Origin of the sequence: Nocardiopsis suaedae (assembly GCF_027706745.1) — a bacterium.
Classification (GTDB): Bacteria; Actinomycetota; Actinomycetes; order Streptosporangiales; family Streptosporangiaceae; genus Nocardiopsis_A; species Nocardiopsis_A suaedae.
In genome coordinates this window covers 56,352-82,059 of the sequence record NZ_JAQFWP010000009.1, presented here as the reverse complement: position 1 = coordinate 82,059, position 25,708 = coordinate 56,352, and the positions used below count along the sequence as shown (strand labels likewise).

The following is a 25,708-nucleotide window of genomic DNA, read 5'->3' as shown; positions in this document are numbered from 1 at the left end:
CGGGCGGGTGTCGGTCACCCCTTGCTGGCCCCCAGCGTCAGTCCGGCGACGAAGTGGCGTTGGAGGGCGAAGAACACGACCAGCGTCGGCAGGGCGATCAGCACCGACCCGGCCGACAGCAGGTTGTAGTCGACGAAGAAGGTGCTCTGCAGGTTCTGCAGCGCGGTGGTGATGGGCAGCTTGTCGCCGCTGGACAGCAGGGCCAGTGCCCAGAACAGGTCGTTGTAGATCCAGGTCACCAGCAGTGTGGCCAGGGCGGCCAGGCTCGGGCGGCACAGCGGCAGCACCACCTTGCGGTACTGCTGGAACACGCTGGCCCCGTCCACCCGCGCCGCCTCGATGAGCGAGGGCGGCAGCGCCTTCATGAAGTTGCTCAGCACGAAGGTGCAGAAGCCCATCTGGAAGGCGGTGTGCACGAGCACCACGCCGATGTGGCTGTCGTACACCGCGCCGGACTCGCTGATCCAGTACGGCAGCGGCACCGCGTTGGCCATGCGGAACAGCGGGACGAGCAGCGCCTGCACCGGAAGCAGGTTGGCGGCCAGGAACACCGCCAGCATCACCAGGTTGAACCGGCGCGAGTAGTGGGTCAGCACGAACGCCGCGCACGACGAGAGGAACAGGATGAGCAGCACCGAGGGGACGGTGATGATCAGCGAGTTGAGGAAGTAGCCGGGCAGCTGCCCCTCCACCCAGGCGCGGCGGTAGTTCTCCAGGGTGAACCCGCCGAAGGACAGGTAGCCGTGCCGGGCGGTGAACTCGTAGTCGCGGAAGGAGTTGACCACGGCCCACACGATCGGGAAGAGCCAGGCCAGGGCCGTCACGGCGAGGAAGATCTGGAGCACCGCGCGGGCCGGGCGCACGCGGCGCCGTGGCGCGGGCGGCGTCTCGCGGGGCGGTGCGGGGGCGGCGGCTGTGGTGGTGGCGGTCACCGGTCGGCCCCTCTCAGCAGGGTGGACACGTAGATGAGGATGAACACCAGCGAGAACGCCAGCATGATCACCGCCAGCGCCGAGCCGAAGCCGACCCGGCTCGCCTCGCCGATCACGTTCGCGGTGACCAGCGCCGAGATCAGCTCCAGGCCGTTGCGGCCGCGGTTGATGATCCAGACGATGTCGAAGGCGCGCAGCGCGTCGATCACGGTGACGACCAGCACCACCAGGTTGATCGGGCGCAGCGCCGGGAAGACGACGCTGGTGAAGGTGCGCACCGGCCCGGCGCCGTCGATCGCGGCGGCCTCCCGCAGCGACGGGTCGACCGCCTTGAGCCCGGCCAGGTACAGCAGCATGATGTAGCCGGTGTGCCGCCAGGCGGCGGCCACGAGCACGGCGTACAGGTTGATGTCGGGGTCGCCGAACCAGTCGACGGGCTCGGCGCCGGTGGTCGCGCCCAGGAAGGTGTTGAGCAGCCCCTGGTCCGGGGAGTAGATGAGCTGCCAGATGAACCCGACCAGGGCCAGCGACAGCACCACGGGCATGTAGAAGATGCTCTGGTAGATGCGGCCGCCGCGCAGCTCCCGGTCGAGCAGCACCGCCAGGAGCATGCCCAGCACGGTCGGCACCAGGAACAGGAACACCAGCCAGATGAGGTTGTGGCGCAGTGCCGGCCAAAACGGCGGGTACAGGGTGAAGGCGTCGGTGTAGTTCTGGGTGCCGACCCACTCGATGGTGTCGAGGCCGCCGATGCCGTCCCATCGGGTGAACGAGAACACGACGGTGGCGGCGGCGGGCAGCCACACCAGGCCGATCACCAGCAGGGCGGGCACGCCGATCATCAGTGCCAGGGTGATGCGGTCGGCGCGGCCGTTGCGCAAGGGAGTGGGAGCACGGCGGGGTGCGGAGCGCGGGGGCGCCCCGCCGGGCTCGGCCGCGCGCGGCGGCGAAGGGGTGCTGGAGACCACGCGTTCCTCCTTCCGGGGGGATGGGCGGCCTCAGCGGCCGAAGATGGAGACCTTCTGGCGCTGGATGCTGGCGGTCAGGTCGGCGATGTCGTCGGGCCGTCGCAGGAAGCGCTGCAGGGCGGGGATCATGACGACGGAGGCGAAGTCGGGGCGGGTGTCGCGGTCCATGTACTGGGTGAGCGCCCCGGCGTCGGCGATCATCCGCATGATCTTGGTGTCCAGGTCGCTCAGCCCGGAGGTGTCGGCGTCCTGGTGGAGGGGGAGCGCCTGGGGGTCGATGGCGGTGTAGATCTCCTGCGACCGCCGCGTGCCCATGTGGCCGACCAGGTCCATGGCGGCGTCGGGGTTGCGCGGGTCGGCGGAGACCATGAACCCGTCGACGGGGGTCTCCATCGCGTCGGACCCGATCTCGGGGTCGAACTCGGGGAAGGCGAAGCAGTCGAGGTCGTCGAGCTGTTCCTCGGAGAAGACGTGGGTGAGGAACAGGCCGCACAGCATCATCCCGGCCTGGCCGCGCACCAGGGCGGTCTGCGCCTCGTTGATGCCGCGCCCGAGCGGGGCGGCCTGGTGGTGGGGCAGCAGCTCGGCCCAAGCGCCGAAGACGCTGCGGACCTCGGGGCTGTCCCAGGAGTGGTCGCCGTCGAGCAGCCCCATGTGGAACTCGGGGCCGTTGATGCGCAGGTTGAGGTGGTCGAAGGTGCCCATGGCGGGCCAGCCCTCGCGGACCCCGTAGGCCAGGGGCTCCAGGCCGTCCTCCCGCATGCGCTCGCACAGTTCGACGAACTCCTCGCGGGTGGCGGGCTCCTCGTAGCCGTGCTCCTCGAAGACGCTCTTGAGGTAGAAGACCGCCCAGGGCGCGGTGGAGTCGGGGATCATGTACTGCTTCCCGTCCGGGGCGCTGCACAGGTCGCGCACCTGGTCGGTGAAGGCGCCCTGGAAGCGCTCGTCCCACACCGCGCTGACGTCGCTGATCAGGCCGCGTTCGGCGAAGAACCGGGTGCGGTACCCGGCGAACCAGGCGATGACGTCGTCGGGGGTGCCCTGCAGGTAGTTGTTGATGCTCTCCTGGAAGCTCGTGGAGTCGATGGTGTTGAGGTCCACGGTGATCCCGGAGTCGGCCTCCCAGAGGCCGAGGATCTCTCCGACCGCCTCGCGCTGGGCGTCGTTGGCGCGGTTGGAGCCCATGGTGACCACGCGGGGGTCCCCGCGCCGGGAACCGCATGCGGCCAGCCCCGGCACCGCCGTGAGCGCGGCGGCGCCGGCCAGCCCGCGTAGCAGGGCGCGGCGCCCCAGGGCCGGTGGGCCCGTCGGTCTGTGGTGCATCGGGGGACCTCCGAGGTGCGTGAAGTGGGTCACTCCGGCGTTCCAGACATGTTCGACACCTGGGCCCCCTCTTGTCAACGCACTCAAACTTTTTCCAACAAATTTCCGCAGTGGTCCGCTGATCCGACGCGGCGTGCGCCAGCATTGACACCGGCGGTGCACCTACAGGACAGTGATTCCAACAAGATTCGACAACTTCGATCACGCAGGGGGGGGCGGATGCTGGCCGCGCAACGGCAGGAGCTGATCCTCGACCGGCTGCGGCGCACGGGGGCCGTCCGGGTCGCCGAGCTCGTGGAGAGCCTGGCCGTATCGGACATGACCGTGCGCCGCGACCTGGACGCGCTGGCCGGCCGCGGCGCCCTGCGCAAGGTGCACGGCGGCGCGGTCGCCCCGGACGGGCCGCGCACCGAGGAGCCCGGCTTCGAGGCCAAGTCCACCCGGCAGGCCGCCGAGAAGCGGGCCGTGGCCCGCGCCGTCGCCGCCCTGGTCGAGCCGCACACCGCGGTGGGCCTGTCCGCGGGCACCACCACGGCCGCCGTCGCCGAGCACCTGACGGAGGTGCCCGGCCTGACGGTGGTCACCAACTCGCTGCGGGTCGCCGAGGTGTTCCACGAGTCCCCCCGCCCGGATCGGACGGTGGCGCTCACCGGGGGCTTCCGCACCCCCTCCGACGCCCTGGTGGGGCCGCTGGCGCTGGCCTCCATCCGCGGGCTCAACCTGGACACGCTGGTGCTGGGGGTGCACGGCATGCAGGAGCGGGCCGGGTTCACCACCCCCAACCTGATGGAGTCCGAGACCGACCGGGCGCTGGTGGAGGCCGCCGGGCGCCTGGTGGTGGCCGCCGACCACACCAAGTGGGGGACGGTGGGCATCAGCACCATCGCCCCCCTGGACCGGTGCGACGTGCTGGTCACCGATGACGGGATGGACGCCGAGGCCCGCGCGGCGCTCGCCGAGCGCGTGGGGCGCCTGGTGGTCGCCGACACGGGCGGCGACCGTCCGGACGACGGGGCCGCCGACGAGGCCGCCGACGGGGAGGACGCATGATCAGGACCGCCGCACGCCTGGCGGACGGACGCGAGATCATCTACTTCGACGAGGGGGACGCCCCCCGCGACCCCGCCCCCGACCCGCGCGGCCTCCCGCCGTCGGCCACGGGGTCGGAGATGCGGTTCGACCCGCTGCTGCGCGAATGGGTGGTGGTCGCCTCGCACCGCCAGGGCCGCACCCACCTGCCGCCCAGCGACGACTGCCCGCTGTGCCCCTCCTCGGACGGGCGCCGCACCGAGATCCCCGCCTCCTCCTACGACGTGGTGGCCTTCGAGAACCGCTTCCCGTCCCTGGTCGCCGACCACGGGCGGGTGCTGGAGGACGTCGGGGAGCTGGAGCACACCCGCCGGGTCGGCGCGGGCCGCTGCGAGGTGCTGGTCTTCGGCTCCGACCACGACGCCTCCTTCGTCGACCTGGGCCCCGAGCGGGCGGAGACGGTCGTGGAGGCCTGGGTGGACCGCACCCGGGAGCTGTCCGCGCTGCCCGGCGTGGAGCAGGTGTACTGCTTCGAGAACCGGGGCCGGGAGATCGGGGTGACCCTGCACCACCCGCACGGGCAGATCTACGCCCTGCCGTTCGTCACCCCCCGCACCCGGCGCATGCTCGACTCGGCCGCCGAGTACCGTGCGCGCACCGGCGGGGACCTGTTCGCCGACGTGCTGCACGCCGAGCAGAAGGCCGGGCTGCGGGTGGTCGCGCGCACCGCGCACTGGACCGCGTTCGTCCCGGCGGCGGCCCGCTGGCCGGTGGAGGTGCACCTGTACCCGCACCGGGCCGTGCCCGACCTGCCCGCCCTCACCGACGACGAGCGCCGCGACCTCGCCGGGATCTACCTGGACGTGCTGGGCCGCTTCGACGCGCTCTACGGGGCGCCGCTGCCCTACATCTCGGCCTGGCACCAGGCGCCGGTGCGCGAGGGGCGCGACCTGGCCCGGCTGCACCTGGAGCTGTTCTCGGTGCGGCGGGCCGCCGACAAGCTCAAGTACCTGGCCGGGACCGAGTCCGGGATGGGGGTCTTCATCAGCGACGTGGCGCCCGAGGCCGTCGCCGAGCGGCTGCGGGCGGCGGCGCCGTGAGGCCGCCGTCCCCGCCCCGCCTCCGCTCCCGCTTCCCCCACCACCGCCTTGGCCACCGCCTTCTTCACCGAACCCCCCGGAGGACCGTGTGAGACTGCTCGTCACCGGCGGCGCCGGATACATCGGCAGCGTGGTGACCGCGCTGCTGCTCGACGCCGGACACGAGGTGACCGTGCTCGACGACCTGTCGACCGGGCACCGGGACGCCGTCCCGGACGGGGCGCGGCTGGTGCAGGCCGACCTGCACGAGGCGGCCGACGTCCTGGAGCCCGGCACCGGCGCCGTCCTGCACTTCGCCGGGAAGTCGCTGGTCGGCCGGTCCGTCGAGGACCCCGACGAGTACTGGCACACCAACGTCGGCGGCACCCTCGCCCTCGCCCGCGCGGCGGTCCGGCACGGGGTGCGCCGCATGGTGTTCTCCTCCAGCGCCGCCGCCTACGGCGAGCCCGCCTCCGGCGCCCCGCTGCGCGAGACCGACCCGGCGGTGCCGACCAACCCCTACGGCGCCACCAAGCTCGCCGCCGACCACCTGCTCGCCTCCTGGGCCCGCGCCTACGGGCTGGGGGCGGTGAGCCTGCGGTACTTCAACGTCGCCGGGGCCCACCGCGGGTTCGGGGAGCGGCACACGACCGAGACGCACCTGGTGCCGAACCTGCTCAAGGCGGCGGCCGGGCAGGGTGAGCGCGCGCGGGTGTTCGGCACCGACTACCCCACGAAGGACGGCACGGCCGTGCGCGACTACCTGCACGTCGCCGACCTGGCCGACGCGCACCTGCGGGCGCTGGAGGCGGTCGGGCCGGGGGCGCACCGGGTGTACAACCTGGGCACCGGCGGCGGGAGCACCGTGCGCGAGGTGATCGCCACCGTCCGGCGGGTGACCGGGCGCGAGGTCCCGGCCGAGGACTGCGCGCGCCGCCCCGGGGACCCGGCCGTGCTGGTCGCCGCCAACGACCGGGCCCGCGAGGAGCTGGGCTGGACGCCGGAGCGGACGCTGGAGGAGACGGTGGGCGACGCGTGGGGGTTCTTCCTGAAGCGGGAGGCGGACCATGGCTGAGCCGGCGGACGCGGCGGCGCGGGCGGCGGACCCTGCGGCCCAGGTGGCCGCCGCCTTCACCCGGTCCTTCGGGCACGCCCCCGAGGGGGTCTGGGCCGCGCCGGGGCGCATCAACCTCATCGGTGAGCACACCGACTACAGCGACGGGTTCGTGCTGCCGTTCGCCCTGCCCCACACCCTGCACGCCGCGGCGGCGCCGCGGACGGACGGGGCGGTGCGCCTGCGGTCCCTGCAGGCGCCGGGAGGGGGCGCGTTCGGCCTGGCCGACCTGGCGCCCGGCGCGGTCGAGGGGTGGGCCGCCTACCCCGCGGGCGCGCTGTGGGTCCTCCGGCAGGAGGGGTACCCGGTGGACGGGCTGGACCTGCTGGTGGACAGCACCATCCCCAGCGGCGCGGGGCTGTCCTCGTCGGCGGCGCTGAGCTGCGCGGCGGTCATGGCGGGCGCCGCCCTGCACGGGGCCGAGCCGTCGGCGTCCCAGGTGATCCGCATGGCGCGGCGGGTGGAGAACGACTTCGTCGGCATGCCGTGCGGGGTGCTGGACCAGTCGGCGTCGATGCTGTCGGCCGAGGGGCACGCGCTGTTCATGGACACCCGCACCATGGAGACCGAGCAGGTGCCGTTCGCCCCGGACGAGCAGGGGATGACGGTGCTGGTGGTCGACACCCGCGCGCCGCACCGCCTGGTGGAGGGGCACTACGCCGACCGCCACCGGGCCTGCCAGGAGGCGGCGAAGGCGCTGGGGGTGGAGGCGCTGCGCGACGTCGCCGACCTGGACGCGGCGCTGGCCGGGCTGGCCTCACCGGAGCTGCGCCGCAGGGTGCGCCACGTGGTGACCGAGAACGCGCGGGTCCTGGAGACCGTGGAGCACCTGCGCGCCGGCCGCCTGCGCCAGGTGGGGCCGCTGCTGACCGCGTCGCACATGTCGTTGCGCGACGACTACGAGGTGACCGTGCCGGAGGTGGACACGGCGGTACGGGCGCTGCTGTCGGCGGGGGCGCTGGGGGCGCGGATCACCGGCGGGGGTTTCGGGGGGTGCGTGATCGCCCTGGTGGAGCGCGAGTTCGTGGAGGCGTGCGGCAGGGCCGTTGACGAGGCCTACCGGGAGGAGGGCTTCACGCCCCCGTCGCTGTTCGAGGCCACCCCGTCGCCAGGGGCGCACAGGCTGCGGTGAGGGCGGCCCGGCACTGCGCCGGGCGCCCTGTGGGCCTCCCCTGCCGTGAGGGGCCGGATCCGGGCCCCTTCGCCCCGCTTCGGCGACCGTCGGCGCGGGCAGGGACACGGTCGGCGGCACCGGCGACTCCGACCGGCGGGAGGCACCATGGCCACAGGCGACGGCGGCGCACCGGCCTCGGCGGGGAAGGCCCCGGGCCGGTACGTCCTGACGATCCGGGCGGCCAAGGCCGCCGTGCTCGGCGCGGTCTCGCTGTTCTTCCTCCTCGTCGTCTTCGGCAACGCGACCGACTACGCGGTGAACTTCGAGTTCGTCGCCCGGGTACTGTCCATGGACGCCCATGACCCGGGGCTCGACGAGCTGAGCCGGACCGACTACCGGGCGGTGACCTCGCCGGTCCTGCACCACGCCGTCTACATCGTGATCATCGCCGCAGAGCTGTTCACCGCCGTCGCCTGCGGCATCGGCGCCTGGCGCACGGCCCGGTCCCTGCGCCGTCCGGACCGGGACTTCAACGCGGCCAAGACCTGGGGGCTCGTCGGCCTGGTCGCCGGGATCCTGTTGTGGTTCACCGGGTTCCAGACCATCGGCGGGGAGTGGTTCGCCATGTGGATGAGCCCGGCGTGGAACGGCATTCCGGCGGCCGACAGGATCACCACGTTCCTGGTGCTCGTGCTGGTGTTCACCACCATGCGCAACGACGGAGCCGATTGAGGCCACGGCGACGCCGAGTCCCGGTGTGGCCCCCGGCCGGGCGGTGCCGGCGTCGAACCGGTTAGCCCGATCGGCCTCGGGGATCGCGGGGCGGCTTCGGCCGCCTGGCGTGCGTTCATGTGCGGAAGCCGCAAAAAGTGGCTGATGGGGGGTTGCATCGCCGCGTGTGAACGCTAACAATCGCATGCACGGCACGATCCCCTCCCCCTCCGACTCCCCCGCAATCCGCATCCGGTGCAGCGACGCGGCTGTCGAACCGGTTCGAAACCCCCCTCCCGAAGCCGACACCGATCCCTGCCAACTCCGGCCGCCGACCCCCTGCCCGCGCGGGGACCCCGCGTGGGCGACGAGCCAGGAGACGCACCCCATGCACCGAGCACGGACCCGCATCCCCCACCCCCTGCACACGCGCGCGGCCTCGGCCCTCCTCGCCGGGCTCCTCGCCGCTCCCCTGTCCCTCACGGCCGCCCCCGCGGCCGCCGCCCCCTCCCCGACCGCCGAGACCGCGGAGGCCGCCGTGGCCGACGAACGGCTCACCATCGACCTGTCCACCGACACCGGCGCCTTCCACGGCGGCGCCTCCGGGTCGCTGTACGGCCTGTACGGCCCCGGCGTGCCCAGCGCCAACATCATCGAGGGCATGGGCGTGCGCACCGTGTCCAGCAAAGGCCAGGACGGGGCGCAGCACCCCGGCTCCGACGCGCTGGAGGTCGTCGCCCCGCTCGCCGACACGACCGGCGGCGACATCTACATCCGCGCCACCGACTACTACCGCGGCTTCCCCTACCAGTGGCCGGGCGATACGCCCGAGGAGCGCCTCGAGGGCTACATGGAGGTGATGGAGACCCAGCTCGACCAGGTCGCCCAGCTCGACCCCGAGTACCGGGAGCGCCTCGTCTTCGAGCCCTTCAACGAGCCCGAGGGCAACATGTTCGGCACCGGCGAGTGGAGCTACGACGGGACGAGCTGGCTCGACGACCCGGACGACTACTTCCGCGCCTGGGACCGGGCCTATGAGATGGCCAAGGAGAAGGTGCCGGGCCTGCGCGTGGCGGGCCCGAATACGAGCGTCCTGTACGACCAGGTCAAGGGCTTCATGGAGCACACCGTCGAGGCCGGCACGGTCCCCGACGTCATCACCTGGCACGAGCTGAGCCACCCGCAGAACATCCGCGATTCGGTCGCCCGCTACCGGCAGTGGGAGGAGGAGGTCTTCGCCGGGACCGGCCACGAGGGCACCGCGCTGCCCGTCAACGTCAACGAGTACGCGTTCAACTACCACACCTCCGTGCCCGGCCAGATGGTCCAGTGGGTGTCGGCGATCGAGGAGTCGAAGATCGACGCGATGATCGCCTTCTGGAACATGAACGGCAACCTGTCCGACTCGGCCGTGGAGGCCAACCGCGCCAACGGACAGTGGTGGCTGTTCAACTCCTACAGCCGGATGACCGGGCACACCGTCGAGGTCGCCCCGCCCCACCCCGGTGAGAACTACACCCTCCAGGGCGTCGCCTCCCTCGACCCGGACCGCTCCCGCGCCACCGCGCTTTTCGGCGGGTCCGACGGGGCCGCGCGGGTGGAGTTCACCAACGTGCCCGAGGACGTCTTCGGCGGTGCCGTCCACGCCTGGGTGCGGGAGATCCCCTGGACCGGCCAGCTCGGCGACTCCGGCCCGCCCCGGCTGCTGTCCGAGGAGGCGCTGGAGGTCGGGGACGGCACCGTCGCCTTCGACTTCGGCGACGCGCTGCCCGGCCTGAAGGAGTCGTCCGCCTACGAGGTGGTGCTGACCCCGGCCGGAGGCGACGGCCCCCGGGACACCCCGCCCAACCTGTGGGAGGGGTCGTTCGAGGCCGAGGACGCCGAGTACACCGGCGGCGGGTACAGCCTGAACGGCCCGGAGGGGTCGCCGGACGACGTGTCGAAGTTCTACACCTCCGGCGGGTACAACGTCGGGGGTCTGCGCACCGGTTCGGACGGCGTCCTGGACTTCACGGTCGACGTGCCCGAGGACGGCACCTACGACCTGAGCGTGTTCGCCAACTCCCTCTACCTCGACGACCTGGTCGCCGACCAGGGCCCGACCAACGTGTTCCTGCGCGTCGACGGCGGTGCCGAACAGGAGCTCTTCCTGCCGCTCGGCTACAAGTGGGTGGTCTGGGACCACGCCCGCACGGCCGTGGAGCTGGAGAAGGGCGAGCACACCGTCAGCCTGGCCGCGCAGAGCCTGGACGGGTCGGGCAAGACGCGGGGCGACGCGATCATCGACCGCATCACCCTGGAGCTGCCCGACCCCGAGGCGGCCACGGCGGTCTACGAGGCCGAGACGGCCGAGCTGGACGGCGCCGCGCCGGTGTACGGCGGCGCGGCCGGGGACGCTTCCGGGTCGGGCGCGGTGCGGGTGCGGCACGGCGAGTCGGTGACGTTCTGGGTCCACTCGGAGCGTGACGCCGAATCCCTCCTGGACGTGCGCACGCTCGGCGGGGGCACCGCCGACGTCGAGGTCAACGGCGTCCCGGCGCTGCGCACCGGCGGGTCCGCGTCGTCGGCGGCGGTGGCGCTGTCCGGGGGGATCAACAAGGTCACCGTGACCGGGGCCGAGGGCGCCCCGCTGGTCGACCGCATCGGCGTCACACCCGGCGGCGAGGAGCTGGCCGCCGCGACCTACCAGGCCGAGGACGCCCAGGCGGCCGGGGAGGCGCACACCGTCGAGCCGTCCCTGGCCGACGGCGGTGCGGCGGTCGACGGCATCGGCGGCGACCCCGGCAACGGCAACACGCTGACCTTCGACGTGGAGGCGCCGCACGCGGGCACCTTCGCCGTGCGGATCCGCTACGCCAACCCCGCGACGTCGCCCGCCTCCCACTACAACCCCAACCCGATGGCGCGGCGCGCCGACGTGTCGGTCAACGGCGGCGAGGAGCGGCCGGTGCTGTTCCCGCCGTCCTTCCACGAGAACAACTTCTGGGAGCTGACCGTGCCCATGGAGCTGGAGGAGGGGGCGAACACCATCGCCTTCTCCTCCGAGGAGCAGCCCAACTTCGACGGTGAGACCTACGCGTCGGACACCTGGCCGGACTACCTGCTGCGGTCCCCGTACGCGCCGGTGATCGACGCCGTCACGGTCTCCGAGTACACGAGCGGGCGCCTGGACCGGTCCTGACGCCCCGCCGGGCGGCGGCCGCCCCGCGCCGGGACCCCGCGCGGGCGGGCGCCGCCCGGAACCGCCCGCCCCTGACACCACTCGGCCGACGAGATCCGAACGCCCTCCGAGAAGCCCCGAGGAGAAGCCGTTGCCCACCATCGGTGACGTGGCCGCAGCCGCCGGAGTCTCCCGCAGCACCGCGTCGTACGCGCTGTCCGGAAAGAGGTCCGTCTCCGAGGAGGTGCGCCGTCGGGTGAACGAGGCGGTGCACCGGCTGGGCTACACGCCCAATGCCGGCGCCCGGGCCCTGGCGACCTCGCAGACGATGGTGATCGGCCTGCTCGCGCGCTTCCTGGAGGACGAGTTCGCCCCGGCGATGATGCAGTACATCCTCGGGGTCTCCGACACCGCGCGCGGGCTGGGCTACGACACCCTGCTCGTCACCGAGGCCGACGGGGTGCGGGCGCTGCGCCGCATCACCGGCTCCAGGATGGTCGACGGCGTCGTGCTGCTGAACGTGGCCCACGACGACGTGCGGCTGCCCGCGCTGCGGGAGGCGCCCCAGCCCGGCGCGCTGGTGGGTCTGCCCGGCGACTGCTCCGGCCTGGACGTGTTCGACCTCGATTTCGAGGAGGCCGGGCGCGTGATGGTGGAGCGCATGCACCGGCTCGGGCACCGCGAACTGATCCTCGTCTCCCAGCCCGAGCACGTCGCCGAGCGGGGCGGCGCCTACATGTGGCGGCTGCGGGACGCCGCGCTGGAGCAGGCCCGGCTGCGCGGCGTCCGGCTGCACGCGGTCTCCGGGGAGTCCGGGCAGCCCGCGATCGGCGCCACGCTGCACCGCCTGCTCGACGACCACCCGTCCGCCACCGGCCTGCTGCTGAACAACGAGGCGGCCGCGGCGGCGCTCCCCTCGGTACTGCACGCGCGCGGGCTGTCCGTGCCGGGCGACCTGTCCGTGGTCGGCCGGTACTCCGACGAGTTCGCGCGCACGTTCTCCCTGTCCTACTCGTCCATCGAGAGCGCCCCCGACCGGCTGGGGAACATGGTGGTGCGCCACCTGGTGCGCCGGATCGAGTCCCCCGAGGGGCGGGAGAAGCCGCACGTGGTGCGGTTCCTCTCCCCCGAGCTGGTCGACCGCGGGAGCACGGCGCCGCCGGGCCCGCGCGGGCGCTGACCCCGTCCCGGCGGCGGCCCCCGCCCCGTCGCCGTCCCACCCCTGTCCCCGTCCCTCCCGTCCGGCACCGATCCCTGCCCCTCCCCGCCGCGAGCGGCGCACCAAGGAGGTCCCGATGTTCCGTCCGCCCCTGTCCGACCCGTCCGCGCGTACCCGCGCGGTGCCTCCCCGGTCGGTGCTCCCCCAGGGGACGCGTCCCCGCGCCGTGCGCGCGCTGTGCGCCGCCGGCGCCGCCCTGGCCGTCGCCGCCGCGGGCACCGCCTGCTCCCCCTCCGGCGGCGGCGCCGACGACGACGTCTACACCTGGTGGGACCCCTACCCCCAGCACGCCGACGACTCCGACTGGGAGCGGCGGGTCCAGGAGTGCGGCACCGAGGCCGGTGTGACCATCGAGCGCACCGCCTACGACACCACCGCGCTGACCAACCAGGCGCTGCTGGCCGCCCAGGAGGGCACCGCGCCCGACGTGATCCTGCTGGACAACCCGGCCGTGTCCACGCTGGCCGACGCCGGGATGCTCACCACGATGGGCGAGTTCGGCCTGGACACCTCCGACATCGACGAGAACCTGCTGGCCGCCGGGGTGGTGGACGGCGAGGCCTACGGCGTCCCCATCGGCGCGAACACGCTGTCGCTGTACTACAACGCCGACATCCTCGACGAGGCCGGGGTGGACCCGGAGTCGATCACCGACTGGGCGTCCCTGACCGACGCCCTGGAGCAGGTGTCCGACGAGGGGCACGGCGGCATCACGTTCGCCGGGATCGGCACCGAGGAGGGGTCGTTCCAGTTCCTGCCGTGGTTCTGGGGCGCCGGGGCCGACCTGCGCGACCTCGACTCGCCCGAGGCGGTGGAGGCCCTGGAGCTGTGGCAGGGGTGGCTGGACGAGGGGTACGCGCCCGAGTCGGTCATCGACAACTCCCAGAACACCGTCTGGGAGGAGTTCCTGACCGGGGAGTTCGCCTTCGCCGAGAACGGGACCTGGCAGGTGGACAGTGCCGAGGGGGCCGACTTCCCGGTGGGGGTCGTCCCGCTGCCGGGCCGGGACGGCGGGGCCGCCCCCACGCCCACCGGCGGCGAGTTCATCACCGCGCCGGTGCAGTCCGACCCGGGGCGCTACGAGGTCACCACGCAGATCGTGGAGTGCATGACCACCCCGGAGGGGCTGGTGGAGACGGCCACGACCTTCGCCTACTACATCCCGCCCACGCAGGCCGGCCAGGAGGCGCTGCTGGAGGAGGAGCCGGACCTGGAGCCGTGGGTGGAGGCGGTGCGCAACGCGCGCGGCCGCACCGGCGACGGGCTCGGGACCGGGTACCCGCCCATCTCCGAGGCGCTGTGGGGCGCGGTCCAGGAGACGCTGAGCGGCACCGCGGGCGCGGAGGAGGCGCTGCGGGACGCCCAGAGCGAGGCGCAGAGTGAGGCGTCGAGCGAAACGGACGGCGGCTGAGCGATGGCACCGCCGACACGGCGCGCCTCCGAGCGGCGCGCGGAGCCCGCGTCCGGGCGGTCGGCGCCGCGTCCCCCCTCCCGCCCGGGGCGCACCCGGGCGGGGGCGGGGCGCGGGTCGCCGGGCCCGCGCCGGTGGGCCGCCGCCGCGTTCGCGGCCCCGCTCATCGTCTACCTGGCGGCCTTCTACGCCTATCCGCTGTACCGGAACATCGACCTCAGCCTGCACGACTACACGCCGCGGGCGTTCATCCAGGGCGACCCGGAGTTCGTGGGCACCGCGATCCTGCGCGAGGTCCTCGCCTCCGACGCCTTCCTCCCTGCGGTCGCCAACACGGCCGTGTTCACGCTGGTGTCGATCGCGGTGCAGTACGGCGCGGGACTGGCGCTGGCGGTGTTCTTCCGGGGGGGCTTCCCGCTGTCCCCGGTGCTGCGGGCGCTGTTCCTGACCCCGTGGCTGCTGCCGATGATCGTGTCGGCCTCGACCTGGGCGTGGATGCTCAACAGCGAGAACGGCATCGTCAACGCGGTGCTGGGCGGCTTCGGGCTGGGCCCGGTCGACTGGCTCACCTCGCCCGGGTGGGCGCTGGTCTCGGTGATCGCCGCCAACGTCTGGCTGGGCATCCCGTTCAACCTGGTGATCCTCTACTCGGGGCTGCAGAACATCCCCGGGGAGCTGTACGAGGCGGCGCAGCTCGACGGCGCGGGGGCCTGGCAGCGGTTCGTGCACATCACGCTGCCGCAGCTGCGGCCGGTGTCGGCGGTGACCCTGCTGCTGGGGCTCGTCTACACGCTCAAGGTGGTCGACGTCATCTGGATCATGACGCGGGGCGGGCCCGGGGACTCCTCCACCACCCTGGCGATCTGGTCCTACCGGGCCGCGTTCGGCACCGGGCGGCCGGACTTCTCCGAAGCGGCGGCCGTGGGCGACCTGCTCATCCTCATGGCCCTGGCCGCCGGGCTGGTGTACGTGTACCTCAGGCGCAGGGAGGCCCGCCCATGACACGGACGACCGTGCGGCGGCCGCAGCGGTGGCGACGGCGGCGGCGCCCCTGGTTCAAGACGGCGCTCGGCCTGGTGTTCACCGCGGCCATGCTCTTCCCCGCCTACTGGATGCTCAACGTCTCCCTGACCGATACGGCGAACCTGCGGGCCTCGCCCCCGCACTGGTACCCGAAGGAGCCCACCTTCGACGGGTACGCCGCGGTGCTCGGGGACCAGCTGCCCAACCTGGCGACCAGCCTGCTGGTCGGGCTGGGGTGCGTGGCCCTGACGCTGGCGGTCGCGGCCCCGGCCGGGTACGCGCTGGCGCGCCTGCGCACGCCGGGGGCGGGGGCGATCGGCTTCCTCCTGCTGGTTGCGCAGATGATCCCCGGCGTGGTCATGGCGATGGGGCTGTACGCCGCCTATGTCCGCCTGGGCTGGCTGAACACGGTGTGGGGGCTGGTGGTCGCCGACTCCACGATCGCCGTGCCCTTCGGCGTCATGCTCTTCACCGCGTTCATGTCCACGCTGCCGGAGGAGGTCCTGCAGGCCGCGAAGGTGGACGGCGCCGGGACGGGGCGGACATTCGTGTCGATCGTGCTGCCGGTGAGCCGCAACGCGATCATCACCGTGTCGCTGTTCGCCTTCCTGTGGGCGTGGTCGGACTTCGTCTTCGCCTCCACGCTCGCGCGCAACAGCGACCTGGTCCCGATCACCCTGGGCATCTACGACTACATCGGCAACAACACGACCCAGTGGAACGCGATCATGGCCACCGCCGTCGTGGCCTCGGTGCCCGCCGGGGTGCTGCTGGTCGCGGCCCAGCGGTACGTGGCCGGCGGGGTGACGGCCGGGGCGGTCAAGTGAGGCCGCCGCCCGCCGCTCCGCCGCACCCCGCCCCCTCCGCCCCCTCCCGTGAGGAGCACGTGTGACCGTCCACGAGCCGACCGCGCCGACCGACCCGCGGGGCGGGCGCCCGGTCGTCCCGTCCCGCAGCCTCCACCGCCCGCTGGGCCTGGGCGAGATCGCGCTCGGGCCCGGGTTCTGGGAGGCGATGCAGCGCACCAACGCCGCCGCGACCCTCGGCCACTGCGAGGCGTGGATGGAGCGGCTGGGGTGGCTGGCCAACTTCGACCGGGCCGCCGCGGGCACCACCGGGCCGGACCGCCCCGGGTGGTCCTTCTCCGACTCCGAGGTGTACAAGCTGCTGGAGGCCGCGGCCTGGGAGTACGGGCGCTCCGGCGACCCGGCGGCGGACCGGGCGGTGCGCCGCCTGACCGCGCGCATCGCCCCGGCGCAGGACGCCGACGGCTACCTCAACACCTGCTTCGGGCACCCGGGGCGGCCGCCCCGCTACAGCGACCTGGAGACCGGGCACGAGCTGTACTGCACCGGGCACCTGCTGCAGGCGGCGGTGGCCCGGCTGCGCACGGTCGGCCCCGACCCGCTGACCGCGGTCGCCCGGCGGGCCGCCGACCAGGTGTGCGCCGTGTTCGGCCCGGAGCGCGACACCGGCGCCGGGCCCGCCGTCGGCGGGCACCCGGAGATCGAACTGGGCCTGGTCGAGCTGGGCCGGGCGCTGGGCGAGGAGCGCTATACCGCCCAGGCGCGGCTGTTCCTGGACCGGCGGGGCCGCGGGACGCTGCGCGGCGACCGGGTGCCCTCGGGCGCGGCCTACTTCCAGGACGACGTGCCGGTCCGGGACGCGGAGGTGTGGCGGGGGCACGCCGTGCGCGCCCTCTACCTGGCGGCGGCCGCCGCTGACGTGGCGGCCGAGCAGGGCGACGACGGGCTGCACGCGGCGGTCGAGCGGCAGTGGGCGCGCACGGTCGGGCGCCGCACCTACCTCACCGGAGGCATGGGGGCGCGCCACCAGGACGAGGGCTTCGGCGAGGACTGGGAGCTGCCCGCGGACCGCGCCTACTGCGAGAGCTGCGCCGGGATCGCGTCGGTGATGGTGTCGTGGCGGCTGTTCCTGGCGAGCGGGGACATGCGCTACGCCGACCTGATGGAGCGCACGCTGTACAACGTGGTGGCGGCGGCGCCGTCGGCCGACGGGCGGGCGTTCTTCTACGCCAACCCGCTGCACCAGCGCGCGGCCGGGGCGGCGGGCGACGGCGGCGGGGTGAGCCCGAGGGCCGAGACGGGGGTGCGGGCACCGTGGTTCGACGTGTCGTGCTGCCCGACGAACCTCGCCCGCACGCTCGCCGTGTGGCACACCTACGCGGCCGCCGCCGGGCGGCGGGAGCTGGCCGTGCTCCAGTACGCGAACGCGCGGATCCGCGCGGAGCTGGGTGACGGGCGCGTGTTCGGGGTCGAAGTGGAGACCGGCTACCCCGCCGACGGGGAGGTGGCGGTGCGGGTGACCGACCCTCCGGAAGGGGCGGCGGTGCTGCGGTTGCGTGTTCCGGGCTGGGCCGCGGGGGCCGTCCTGGAGGAAGGGGGACGCAGGCGCCGGGCGGGGCCGGGTGCGGCGGTCGTGGAGCGCGAGTTCACCCGGGGGGAGGTCGTGCGGCTGCGCCTTCCGGTGGGGCCGCGGTTCACCTGGCCGGATCCGCGCATCGACGCGGTGCGCGGGTGCGTGGCGGTGGAGCGCGGGCCGCTGGTGTACTGCGCGGAGTCCATCGACCTCCCCGAGGGCGCCGGCCTGGACCGGCTGGCGGTGGACACGTCGGCCGCCCCGGCGGACACAGGGGACGGCCGGGTGCGCGTGCGGGCGCGGGCCCTGCGGGAGCCGGGGGGCGGGGACGGCGTGTTGCCGTACGGCGGGTCCGCCGGAAGCGGCGCCGTCGAAGGCGGTGAACCGGTGGAGGCCGTGCTCACGCCTTACCACCAGTGGGCCGAACGGGGGCCGACCGCAATGCGCGTGTGGCTGCCCGCGTTCCCTTTGCCGTAGCCGCCCCGCGGCCTCCGAGCCGTTCTCGGGTAAAACGGCTCCGCACACCCTTATAGGGCCTCGCAATCGCAGGTGAAGGTCTCGCCGCCCTCGTCGACGCATTCGGTGACCTTCACGGCCGGAGCGTCCTGTTCGTCCGCGCACCTGTCCAGGCATTCCTTCATCGGAATGAAGAAATCGGCCATCCGCGAACAGGTCACGGCCACCGCACCGTCGGACGCGGCCGCCGCCCCTGGAGCGGCGGCCAGCGCGACGGCCGCGAGCGCGGCGCCGAAAATCCCGCGTATCACCATCGGTCCTCCCGGATCACATGATCAGGGCCGCCGTCTACGGACCGACCTGGGACGATTATGGCCGCCGCCGGAGCCGGCCGGACGGAACCACACGCCCTGAACGCCGTTCTCCTTACCGTTCAGTAAAGGGCCGACTTTCCTGAGAGCGGCACGGGACCACGAACCGCGTAAATCGTGCAGACCTCATGTCGGCACCATTTCGGGCGCGCCGCACCCCCTCGCCGCCTTCCTGGAAGGAAGCGCACGCCTTCCCCCGCCGCAAGCGGGTCTTCACTCCCGGGCAACGCGTGAAAAAACCCTCACATTCGACCGGAACGCCCCGCCACCTGGAATGGTCCGGCCGCCGGAGGCATTCCTGAAAAATATGGGCCCGGAACGCTGTCGACACGGCCGAACGGCCCATGCCAGCTTTGGTCACGCCATCGGTCCCCTCCCCCGAGGAGTCCCCGTGATCAAGGGGTACGGCGTATTCTGCGACGTCGACCGCCACTTCTACGACACCCCCCACCGGCGCGGGCCGGGTGCCGGAGCAGCGGGCGGACCCGCCTTCGAGGCGGCGGAGCGCCCCGTCCCCACCGGGTGGCGCAGCCACCGGGAGGGGGACTGGCTCGCGCTGCGCCCGATCGGGGACCGGCTGCCCGCCCAGGGGTGGAAGATCCACGTCTCCGCCCGCCTGGACAACGCCGAACCGGTCCTGGCGCGGGTCTGGGACCTGTGCGTCGACCGGGGCCTCGCCTTCAAGTTCGTGCCCACGCGCGCCCTGCTGCACAACCGCAACGCCAAGTACGCCGACCGCGGCTCCAGCGGGAAGTTCATCACCGTCTACCCCGCTGACGAACAGCAGGCGGGCGCCGTGGCGGCCGCCCTGGACGCCCTGGTGGGCGGCGAACCCGGCCCGTACATCCTCAGCGACCTGCGCTGGGGCTCCGGGCCGGTGCACCTGCGCTACGGCTCCTTCACCCGGCGGTACTGCTACGACGAGCACGGGGAGGCGGTCCCGGCGCTGGAGCGGCCGGACGGGGCCCTGGTGCCCGACCGCCGCGGCCCCGGCTTCCGCCTGCCCGAGTGGGTGGAGGCCCCCGGCTTCCTCCGCCCCCACCTCGCGGCGCGCACCGCCGACACCGTCTCCGGGCTGCCCTGCACCGTCGAACGCGCCCTGCACTTCTCCAACGGCGGCGGGGTCTATGCGGGGCGGGACAAGGCCACCGGGGAACAGGTGGTCCTCAAGGAGGCCCGGCCGCACGCCGGCCTCGCCTCCGACGGCGCGGACGCCGTCGAGCGCCTGGAACGGGAGCGCGCCGCGCTGGAGCACCTGGCGGGGCTGGACTGCGTCCCCGCGGTCAAGGGCGTGCACGACGTGGGGGAACACCGCTTCCTGGTGCTGGAGTACATCGAGGGCAGGCCGCTCAACTCCTTCCTCGCCCGCCGGCACCCGCTGATCGGGCCCGACCCCGCCCCGGAGCGGCTGGCGGCCTACGCGCAGTGGGCCATGCGCCTGCACAGGCGGGTCGAGGAGGCCGTCGCGGCGGTGCACGGGCGCGGAATCGTCTTCAACGACCTGCACCTGTTCAACGTCATGGTGTCCGATGACGAGTCCGCGGTCGTCCTGCTGGACTTCGAGGCCGCCCGGGCCGCGGAGGACCGGGCGCGCCAGACCGTCGCCAACCCCGGGTTCGTCGCCCCCGCCGACCGGCGCGGCTTCGACGTGGACCGCTATGCGCTGGCGTGCCTGCGCATCTCCCTCTTCTCCCCGCTGACCAGCCTGTTCGCGGTCGACCGGGCCAAGGCCGGGCACCTCGCCCAGGAGGCGGCGCGGGACTTCCCCGAGGCCCGGGGGTTCCTGGAGCGCGGAGCGGCGGAGATCCTGCGCGACGCCGACGGCGCGAGCGCCGGGCTCCCGGTCACCGCCGGGGAGGAGACGGCCCGGCCGGCGTCCTCCGGGGCGGAGCGCGGCGGCGCGGGCGCCCCCTTCCCGCCGGTCGCTCCCGGCGACTGGCCGCGCAGCCGGGACTCGATGGCCGCCGCCGTCCTCGCCTCGGCCACACCCGACCGCGACGACCGCTGCTTCCCCGGCGACATCGCCCAGTTCGCCACCGCGTGCGGGGGCCTGTCCTTCGGCCACGGCGCGGCGGGGGTGCTGTACGCCCTCGCCGAGAGCGGCGCCGGGACCGACCCCGGCGCCGAGGAGTGGCTGCTGCGGCGCGCCAAGGAGCCCGGACCCGGGTCACCGCTGGGGTTCTTCGACGGGTTGGCGGGGCTGGCCTGGACGCTGGATCGCCTCGGGCACCGCGCGCCCGCCCTCGACCTGGTCGACAAGGTCCTCGCGGAGCCGTGGGAGGCGGCGGGGCCCAGCCTGCACGGCGGGACGGCGGGCCTCGGCCTCGTCTTCGACTCCCTGGCCGCCGACACCGGTGAGGCGGACCTGCGCGCGGCGGCGATGCGCTGCGCGGAGCTGTCCGCGCAGCGGGCGCTCTCGCGGCCCGACGACCGGCGCCGCGCCGGACTGCTGCACGGCGCCTCCGGCGCCGCCCTCCTGGCGGTCCGGCTGCACGAGCGGACGGGGGACCCCGCCCTGCTCGACGCGGCCCGGGACGCGCTCCAGGCCGACCTGGACCGCTGCGTGACCGGCGTCTCCGGCGCCCTCCAGGTCGACGAGGGGTGGCGGACCCTCCCCTACCTGGGCGAGGGCAGCGTCGGGATCGGCATGGTGGTCGACGACTTCCTGGAGCACCGCCGGGACGAGGCGCTGGAACAGGTCCGACCGCAGATCGTCCGGGCCGCCCAGAGCCGCTTCTACGCCCAGCCCGGCCTGTTCCGCGGCCAGGCGGGGATGGTGCTGTACCTGAGCCGCACCACCGCCCCCGTGTCCTCGGCCTCCCCGGCCGCCGACGCCTCCGAGGGCGCGGACGCCTCCGGGGACGCCGCCTCCGCGGACCCGGCGCGGGCGCTGGAGCGCCAGGTCGACGGCCTCTCCCTGCACGCCATGCGCTACCGGGGCCACCTCGCCTTCCCCGGCGAGCAGATGATGCGGCTGTCCATGGACCTCGCCACGGGCACCGCGGGCTGCCTCCTCGCTCTCGCCGCCGCACGCGGCGGCGAGCCCACCGGGCTGCCGTTCCTCCCACCGCTCCGGCGGCGGGAGGGCCACGGGCCCGGCAGGGACAACTGAATAGGAAGCGATTCCCCGACACGATCACTGTTCACCGCGCACGATGCGCAGGTACCGACGAAAGGACCGTGCCATGAGCCTGCTCGACCTTCAGACCCTGGAGCCCGCCGCCGAGGAGTCGCTCGCCGGAGGCGGTGGCGGCAGCGAGGCCAGCCTGCTGCTCTGCGGCGACAGCAGCCTCAGCCTGACCACCTGCCACTGAGCACTCCCGCGGGCCGTCTAGGGCTCGCCCGCCGTGCGCGGCCGCCGATGGCGGCCGCGCACGGGCGCGACACGGCCCCGGTGCGGCTCGGACGGGCCGCACCGGGGCCGCCCGTCGGGCGCCCTCCAACGGAGTCCGGTGGCATCGGTCGACGACAGCCGTGGACACCGACCGGTCGACCAGAGGACCGCGTTCCGGATGGTGTCCGCTGGAGTGGTGGAACCTTCGGTGGCCGTGGCCGCCGTCGGCCTACGGCCGCCGGTCGTTCTCCGACAGGTCCCGCCGGTACGGGGACCTCTGGCCCGGCTTCCCGATGATCTCGGGGAAAACGACGCTAAAACCGCGCTTGTAGCGTCGTTTTCCCCGAGATCAACGTCGGAGGGGCCCGAGGGAAATGACACCGTTCCGGCGGGACACGGCGGCCTGCCCCGTCCCCGAACCGCTTCAGGGAGAGGCGCGGATGGCGTTGACCGACCGGCACGACGACGGAGGCGGGACGGCCGCCCGGTCCGCCGACGTGCTGCTGGCCCGCGTCGCACGGGCCAGTGCCGGGCGCACCGCGGGGATCCTCGTGTGCTCGGCCGGGGCGGCCGCGGCCTCCCTCGCGCTCCCCGCCGTGCTCGGCACCACCTTGGACCTGCTCCTGGACCGGGCCCCCGGCGCGGGGCGCATGCTGGCGGCCGCGGCGGCACTCGCCGCGGCCGAGGTCGTCCTGAGCGCCTGCACCGCGCTGCTGGCGGGGATCGTGGGCGCCCGGTCCACCAGTCGGCTGCGCTGCGGTGCGGTCGACGGGCTCCTGTCCACCTCCCCCTCCGAGGCCGCGCGGTTCTCCCCCGGTGAGGTGGCGACCCGCCTGTCGGCCAACGCCGCCGAGGCGGGGGCGACCCCCGCCGCGGCCGCCCAGGTGGCTTCGGCCGCGCTGGCGCCCGTGGGGGCGCTGGTCGCCCTGGTCCTCATCGACCCGTGGACGGCGCTGGCGTTCACGGCGGGGCTTCCCCTGCTGGTGCTGCTGCTGCGGGCGTTCGCCCGCCGGTCCACCGAGAGCGTCGGGCGCTACCTGCAGGTGCAGGCCTCCATCGCCTCCCGGCTCACGGACGCCCTGGGCGGCGCCCGCGCCATCGCCGCCTCCGCCACGGTGGACGCCGAACGCGACCGCGTCCTCCGCCCGCTCGGCGCGCTCAGCACGGCGGGGCGGGGGATGTGGGCGGTGCACGGCTCCGCGATGGCGCGCAGCGGTGTGCTGATGCCCCTGCTGGTCACGGTCGTGCTCGCGGTGGGCGGGCTCGGATTGGCGGCCGGGCGGCTCAGCGTCGGCGACCTGCTGGCGGTGTCCCGCTACGCCTCTCTGGCCGCGGGGCTGGGGGCGGTGGCCGAGCCGCTGGGGGCGCTCGTGCGCGGGCGGACGGCGGCCCGCCGCGTCGACGCCCTGGTCCGCGCGCCGTCGCTGCGCTACGGGACGTCCGAACTGCCGCCGGGTGGCCCGGGGACGCTGGAACTGCGCGGCGTGCGGGTGCGGCGCGGGCAGGCCCAGCCGCTGCGCGGGGTCGACCTGCGCGTCCCCGGCGGGCTGACGGCCGCCGTGGTCGGCCGTTCGGGGGCGGGCAAGTCGACGCTGGCGGAGGTGGCGGGGCGCCTCGCCGACCCCGACGGAGGAGAGGCGCTGCTGGACGGCGTGCGGCTCGACCGCCTCGCGGAGGCCGAGCTGCGCAGGGAGGTCGGGTACGCGTTCGAGCGGCCGCACCTGACGGGGGCCACCGTCGCCGAGGCCGTCGCGGCGGGCGCCCGGACGGCCTCGGCGGAGCAGGTGCGGTCGGCGGCTCGGGCGGCCGGGGCGGACGCCTTCATACGGACGCTTCCCCAGGGGTACGCGACGCCGCTGGACGAGGCGCCGCTCTCAGGCGGGGAGCTCCAGCGGCTGGGGCTGGCGCGGGCCTTCGCCCACGCAGGCCGGCTCCTGGTCCTGGACGACGCCACCTCCAGCCTGGACACCGCGACCGAACGGCAGGTCGACCGCGCGCTGGCCCACCGGGTCCGCTCCGGGACCAGGCTGGTGGTCGCGCACCGCCTTTCGTCGGCGGCGCGGGCGGACCTGGTGGTCTGGCTGGAGGAGGGCCGCGTGCGGGCCGTGGGGCCCCACGAGGACCTGTGGCACGAACCGGAGTACCGCGCGGTCTTCGGCCGCGCCGAAGACGCCGGGACGGGCCCGTCCCACGGCTCGGAGGGGGACGACCGGCATGATCCGTCATGACGTCCGACGGCGCTGCGCGGCGGCGGGGAACGGCGGCACGCCTCCCGGCGGGCACCGGTACCGGGGGACCGTCCGCAGGCTCCTTCCGTATGCGTTGCGCTTCTTCCGGCGCCACAAGGGCGCCCTCATCGGGCTCGCCGCGTGGTCGCTGCTGGAGTCCGTCCAGACCTTCCTCGTCGGCTTCGCCGTGGCCTGGTCCCTCGACCGCGGGTTCCTCGCCGGGCGGCCCGCCGAAGGTCTGGCGTGGCTCGCCGTCGCCGCCGCTTCGGTGCTGCTCGCCGGTCCGGTCCTGCGCGGCGTCTTCCGGCGGCTCTCCGGGCTCGTCGAACCCTTCCGGGACGGGCTGGTGCGGCGCGCCGCCGACCAGGCCCTGGGCCGGGCCGTGGCCGACCCGGCCCGCGCGGCCGAGGCCGAACGCGCCGCCGTCTCCCGCCTCACCCGGCAGACCGAGATCGCCCGGGACGGCTTCGCCGGGCTGGTGCTGACGGTGCGGTCGTTCGCCTTCACCGCCGTGGGAGCCGTCGCCGGGATGGCCGCCCTCGCCCCCGAGCTGCTGCCGGTCGTGCTCCCGCCGATGGCCCTGGGCCTGCTGCTCTTCCTGCTCACCCTGCTCCCCATGGCCGCGGCGCAGCGCCGGTACCTCGACGCGGACGAGGCCTTCACCGACCGGTCCGCCGCCCTGCGCACCGGGCTTCGCGACCTGGTGGCCTGCGGGACGACCGGCACCGCCGGGAGCGGCCTGCACGGCCTGGCCGCCGAAGCGGAGGCGGCGGGGCGGTCCCTGGCCCGGTGGACGGCGGTGCGCACCCTGGCGCTGGGGGCGGCAGGACAGCTCCCCGTCGTCGCGCTCCTGGCGGCCGTCCCGTGGCTGCTCGACCGGGGGGTGAGCGCCGGTGCCCTGATGGGGGCGCTGACCTACCTGGTGCAGTCCCTGCTCCCCGCGCTGCGCACCATGATGACGGCGGTGGCGGCGGCGGGAAGCCGCCTGGTGGTGGTGCTGGAGCGGTTCGTCCCCCCGGAGGGACAGGAACCGGACGCTCCGGCACCGCAGGGAGCGGGGGGACAGGAGGACGCCGCCCCCGTGCCCGCGGACGGCGGGGCCCCGCCCGCGGTCCTGTGCCGGGACCTCCGGGTCTCCTACGGTGCCGGGACACCGCCGCTCCTGGAGGGATTCGACCTCGCGGTCGCCGCCGGGGAGCACGTCGCGGTGGTCGGCCCCAGCGGCATCGGCAAGTCGACGCTGGCCCACGTGCTGACCGGCCTGCACTCCCCCGACCACGGCGACGTGCTCCTGAGCGGTGCGCCGGTGCGCGGGCGCGCCTCGCCGCCGATGGCGCGCGCCCGGGTCCTGCTCCCCCAGGAGGGCTACGTGTTCGCCGGGACCGTCCGGGAGAACCTCGCCCAGCTCGCCCCGGAGGCGGGGGACGGGCGGATCTCCGAGGCGGTGGCGGCGCTGCGCCTGGGCCCGCTGGTGGAGCGCCTGGGCGGGCTGGAGGCCGACGTCGACCCGGCCGCCCTCTCCGCCGGTGAGCGGCAGCTGCTCTGCCTCGGGCGCGCCCACGCCTCCCCCGCGCCGCTGCTGATCCTGGACGAGGCCACCTGCCACCTCGACCCCGACACCGAGGCGCACGCCGAGGAGGCGCTGGCCCGGCGGGAGGGGACGACCCTGCTGGTCATCGCGCACCGCCTCTCCTCGGCGCTGCGGGCGGACCGGATCGTGGTCCTGGACGGGACGTCCACGGCCGTCGGCACGCACCGGGAACTGCTGCGCACGTCCCCGCTCTACCGCGACCTCGCGGGGTACTGGGAGGCGCCCGGCTGAACGGCGTCCGCGACGCGCCCGTCGGCCCCAGGACA

General features: G+C 74.4%; 19 protein-coding genes. 15 read left to right on the top strand and 4 right to left on the bottom strand.

Going from position 1 to position 25,708, the window contains the following annotated elements; translation table 11 throughout:
- Window positions 1–14: 14 nt before the first annotated feature.
- From O4U47_RS07000 to O4U47_RS06990, 3 genes are read right to left on the bottom strand one after another with little or no spacing between them, the layout of a single operon-like run.
- Window positions 15–932, bottom strand: a complete 918-nt coding sequence (locus O4U47_RS07000) for a carbohydrate ABC transporter permease (protein WP_408638942.1) — start codon at window positions 930–932, stop codon at window positions 15–17.
- Window positions 929–1,900: a carbohydrate ABC transporter permease gene (locus O4U47_RS06995; protein ID WP_270676782.1), complete on the bottom strand. Its 972-nt coding sequence runs from the start codon at window positions 1,898–1,900 to the stop codon at window positions 929–931. Before O4U47_RS06995 ends, O4U47_RS07000 begins: the two co-directional genes overlap by 4 nt.
- A 30-nt stretch (window positions 1,901–1,930) precedes the next feature.
- Complete coding sequence (locus tag O4U47_RS06990; protein WP_270676781.1) at window positions 1,931–3,223, bottom strand: ABC transporter substrate-binding protein; 1,293 nt, start codon at window positions 3,221–3,223, stop codon at window positions 1,931–1,933.
- A gap of 219 nt (window positions 3,224–3,442) precedes the next feature.
- Between O4U47_RS06990 and O4U47_RS06985 the strand changes: the two genes are divergently transcribed.
- The 11 genes from O4U47_RS06985 to O4U47_RS06935 all read left to right on the top strand — a co-directional run bounded on the left by O4U47_RS06985 (window position 3,443) and on the right by O4U47_RS06935 (window position 17,939).
- A complete protein-coding gene (locus O4U47_RS06985; RefSeq protein ID WP_270676780.1) occupies window positions 3,443–4,273 on the top strand; it encodes a DeoR/GlpR family DNA-binding transcription regulator in 831 nt (276 codons plus the stop codon).
- Window positions 4,270–5,352 (top strand): galactose-1-phosphate uridylyltransferase, encoded by a 1,083-nt coding sequence (galT, locus tag O4U47_RS06980; protein WP_270676779.1) that lies wholly within the window; start codon window positions 4,270–4,272, stop codon window positions 5,350–5,352. Before O4U47_RS06985 ends, galT begins: the two co-directional genes overlap by 4 nt.
- 88 nt (window positions 5,353–5,440) lie before the next feature.
- Complete coding sequence (gene galE / locus O4U47_RS06975) at window positions 5,441–6,406, top strand: UDP-glucose 4-epimerase GalE (RefSeq protein ID WP_270676778.1); 966 nt, start codon at window positions 5,441–5,443, stop codon at window positions 6,404–6,406.
- Window positions 6,399–7,577, top strand: a complete 1,179-nt coding sequence (galK, locus tag O4U47_RS06970; protein WP_270676776.1) for a galactokinase — start codon at window positions 6,399–6,401, stop codon at window positions 7,575–7,577. The genes galE and galK overlap by 8 nt, the downstream gene beginning before the upstream one ends.
- 147 nt (window positions 7,578–7,724) lie before the next feature.
- Complete coding sequence (locus tag O4U47_RS06965; protein ID WP_270676775.1) at window positions 7,725–8,291, top strand: DUF2165 family protein; 567 nt, start codon at window positions 7,725–7,727, stop codon at window positions 8,289–8,291.
- Between the two features lie 367 nt (window positions 8,292–8,658).
- Complete coding sequence (locus O4U47_RS06960) at window positions 8,659–11,451, top strand: carbohydrate-binding protein (RefSeq protein WP_270676774.1); 2,793 nt, start codon at window positions 8,659–8,661, stop codon at window positions 11,449–11,451.
- Between the two features lie 130 nt (window positions 11,452–11,581).
- Entirely contained in the window at window positions 11,582–12,610 is a 1,029-nt protein-coding gene (locus O4U47_RS06955) for a LacI family DNA-binding transcriptional regulator (protein ID WP_270676773.1), read from the top strand.
- A gap of 115 nt (window positions 12,611–12,725) precedes the next feature.
- Window positions 12,726–14,060, top strand: coding sequence for a sugar ABC transporter substrate-binding protein (locus O4U47_RS06950; protein WP_270676772.1), 1,335 nt, complete (start codon window positions 12,726–12,728; stop codon window positions 14,058–14,060).
- A 3-nt stretch (window positions 14,061–14,063) separates the two neighbouring features.
- A complete protein-coding gene (locus O4U47_RS06945) occupies window positions 14,064–15,062 on the top strand; it encodes a carbohydrate ABC transporter permease (protein WP_270676771.1) in 999 nt (332 codons plus the stop codon).
- A complete protein-coding gene (locus O4U47_RS06940; RefSeq protein WP_270676770.1) occupies window positions 15,059–15,910 on the top strand; it encodes a carbohydrate ABC transporter permease in 852 nt (283 codons plus the stop codon). The genes O4U47_RS06945 and O4U47_RS06940 overlap by 4 nt, the downstream gene beginning before the upstream one ends.
- Window positions 15,911–15,971: 61 nt before the next feature.
- A complete protein-coding gene (locus O4U47_RS06935; RefSeq protein WP_270676769.1) occupies window positions 15,972–17,939 on the top strand; it encodes a glycoside hydrolase family 127 protein in 1,968 nt (655 codons plus the stop codon).
- A gap of 50 nt (window positions 17,940–17,989) precedes the next feature.
- Here the strand turns inward: O4U47_RS06935 and O4U47_RS06930 are convergent, their stop codons facing one another.
- Window positions 17,990–18,232: a hypothetical protein gene (locus O4U47_RS06930; protein ID WP_270676768.1), complete on the bottom strand. Its 243-nt coding sequence runs from the start codon at window positions 18,230–18,232 to the stop codon at window positions 17,990–17,992.
- A gap of 448 nt (window positions 18,233–18,680) precedes the next feature.
- Here O4U47_RS06930 and lanKC point away from each other — a divergent pair, with 448 nt between their 5' ends.
- The 4 genes from lanKC to O4U47_RS06910 all read left to right on the top strand — a co-directional run bounded on the left by lanKC (window position 18,681) and on the right by O4U47_RS06910 (window position 25,673).
- Window positions 18,681–21,401: a class III lanthionine synthetase LanKC gene (gene lanKC / locus O4U47_RS06925; RefSeq protein ID WP_270676767.1), complete on the top strand. Its 2,721-nt coding sequence runs from the start codon at window positions 18,681–18,683 to the stop codon at window positions 21,399–21,401.
- A gap of 73 nt (window positions 21,402–21,474) precedes the next feature.
- Window positions 21,475–21,603 carry a SapB/AmfS family lanthipeptide gene (locus tag O4U47_RS06920; protein WP_270676766.1) on the top strand — a complete coding sequence of 43 codons (129 nt, stop codon included), beginning with the start codon at window positions 21,475–21,477 and terminating at the stop codon, window positions 21,601–21,603.
- A gap of 460 nt (window positions 21,604–22,063) precedes the next feature.
- On the top strand, window positions 22,064–23,851 hold the full coding sequence (locus tag O4U47_RS06915; RefSeq protein WP_270676765.1) for an ABC transporter ATP-binding protein: 1,788 nt from the start codon (window positions 22,064–22,066) through the stop codon (window positions 23,849–23,851).
- On the top strand, window positions 23,838–25,673 hold the full coding sequence (locus tag O4U47_RS06910; protein ID WP_270676764.1) for an ATP-binding cassette domain-containing protein: 1,836 nt from the start codon (window positions 23,838–23,840) through the stop codon (window positions 25,671–25,673). Before O4U47_RS06915 ends, O4U47_RS06910 begins: the two co-directional genes overlap by 14 nt.
- Window positions 25,674–25,708: the final 35 nt, after the last annotated feature.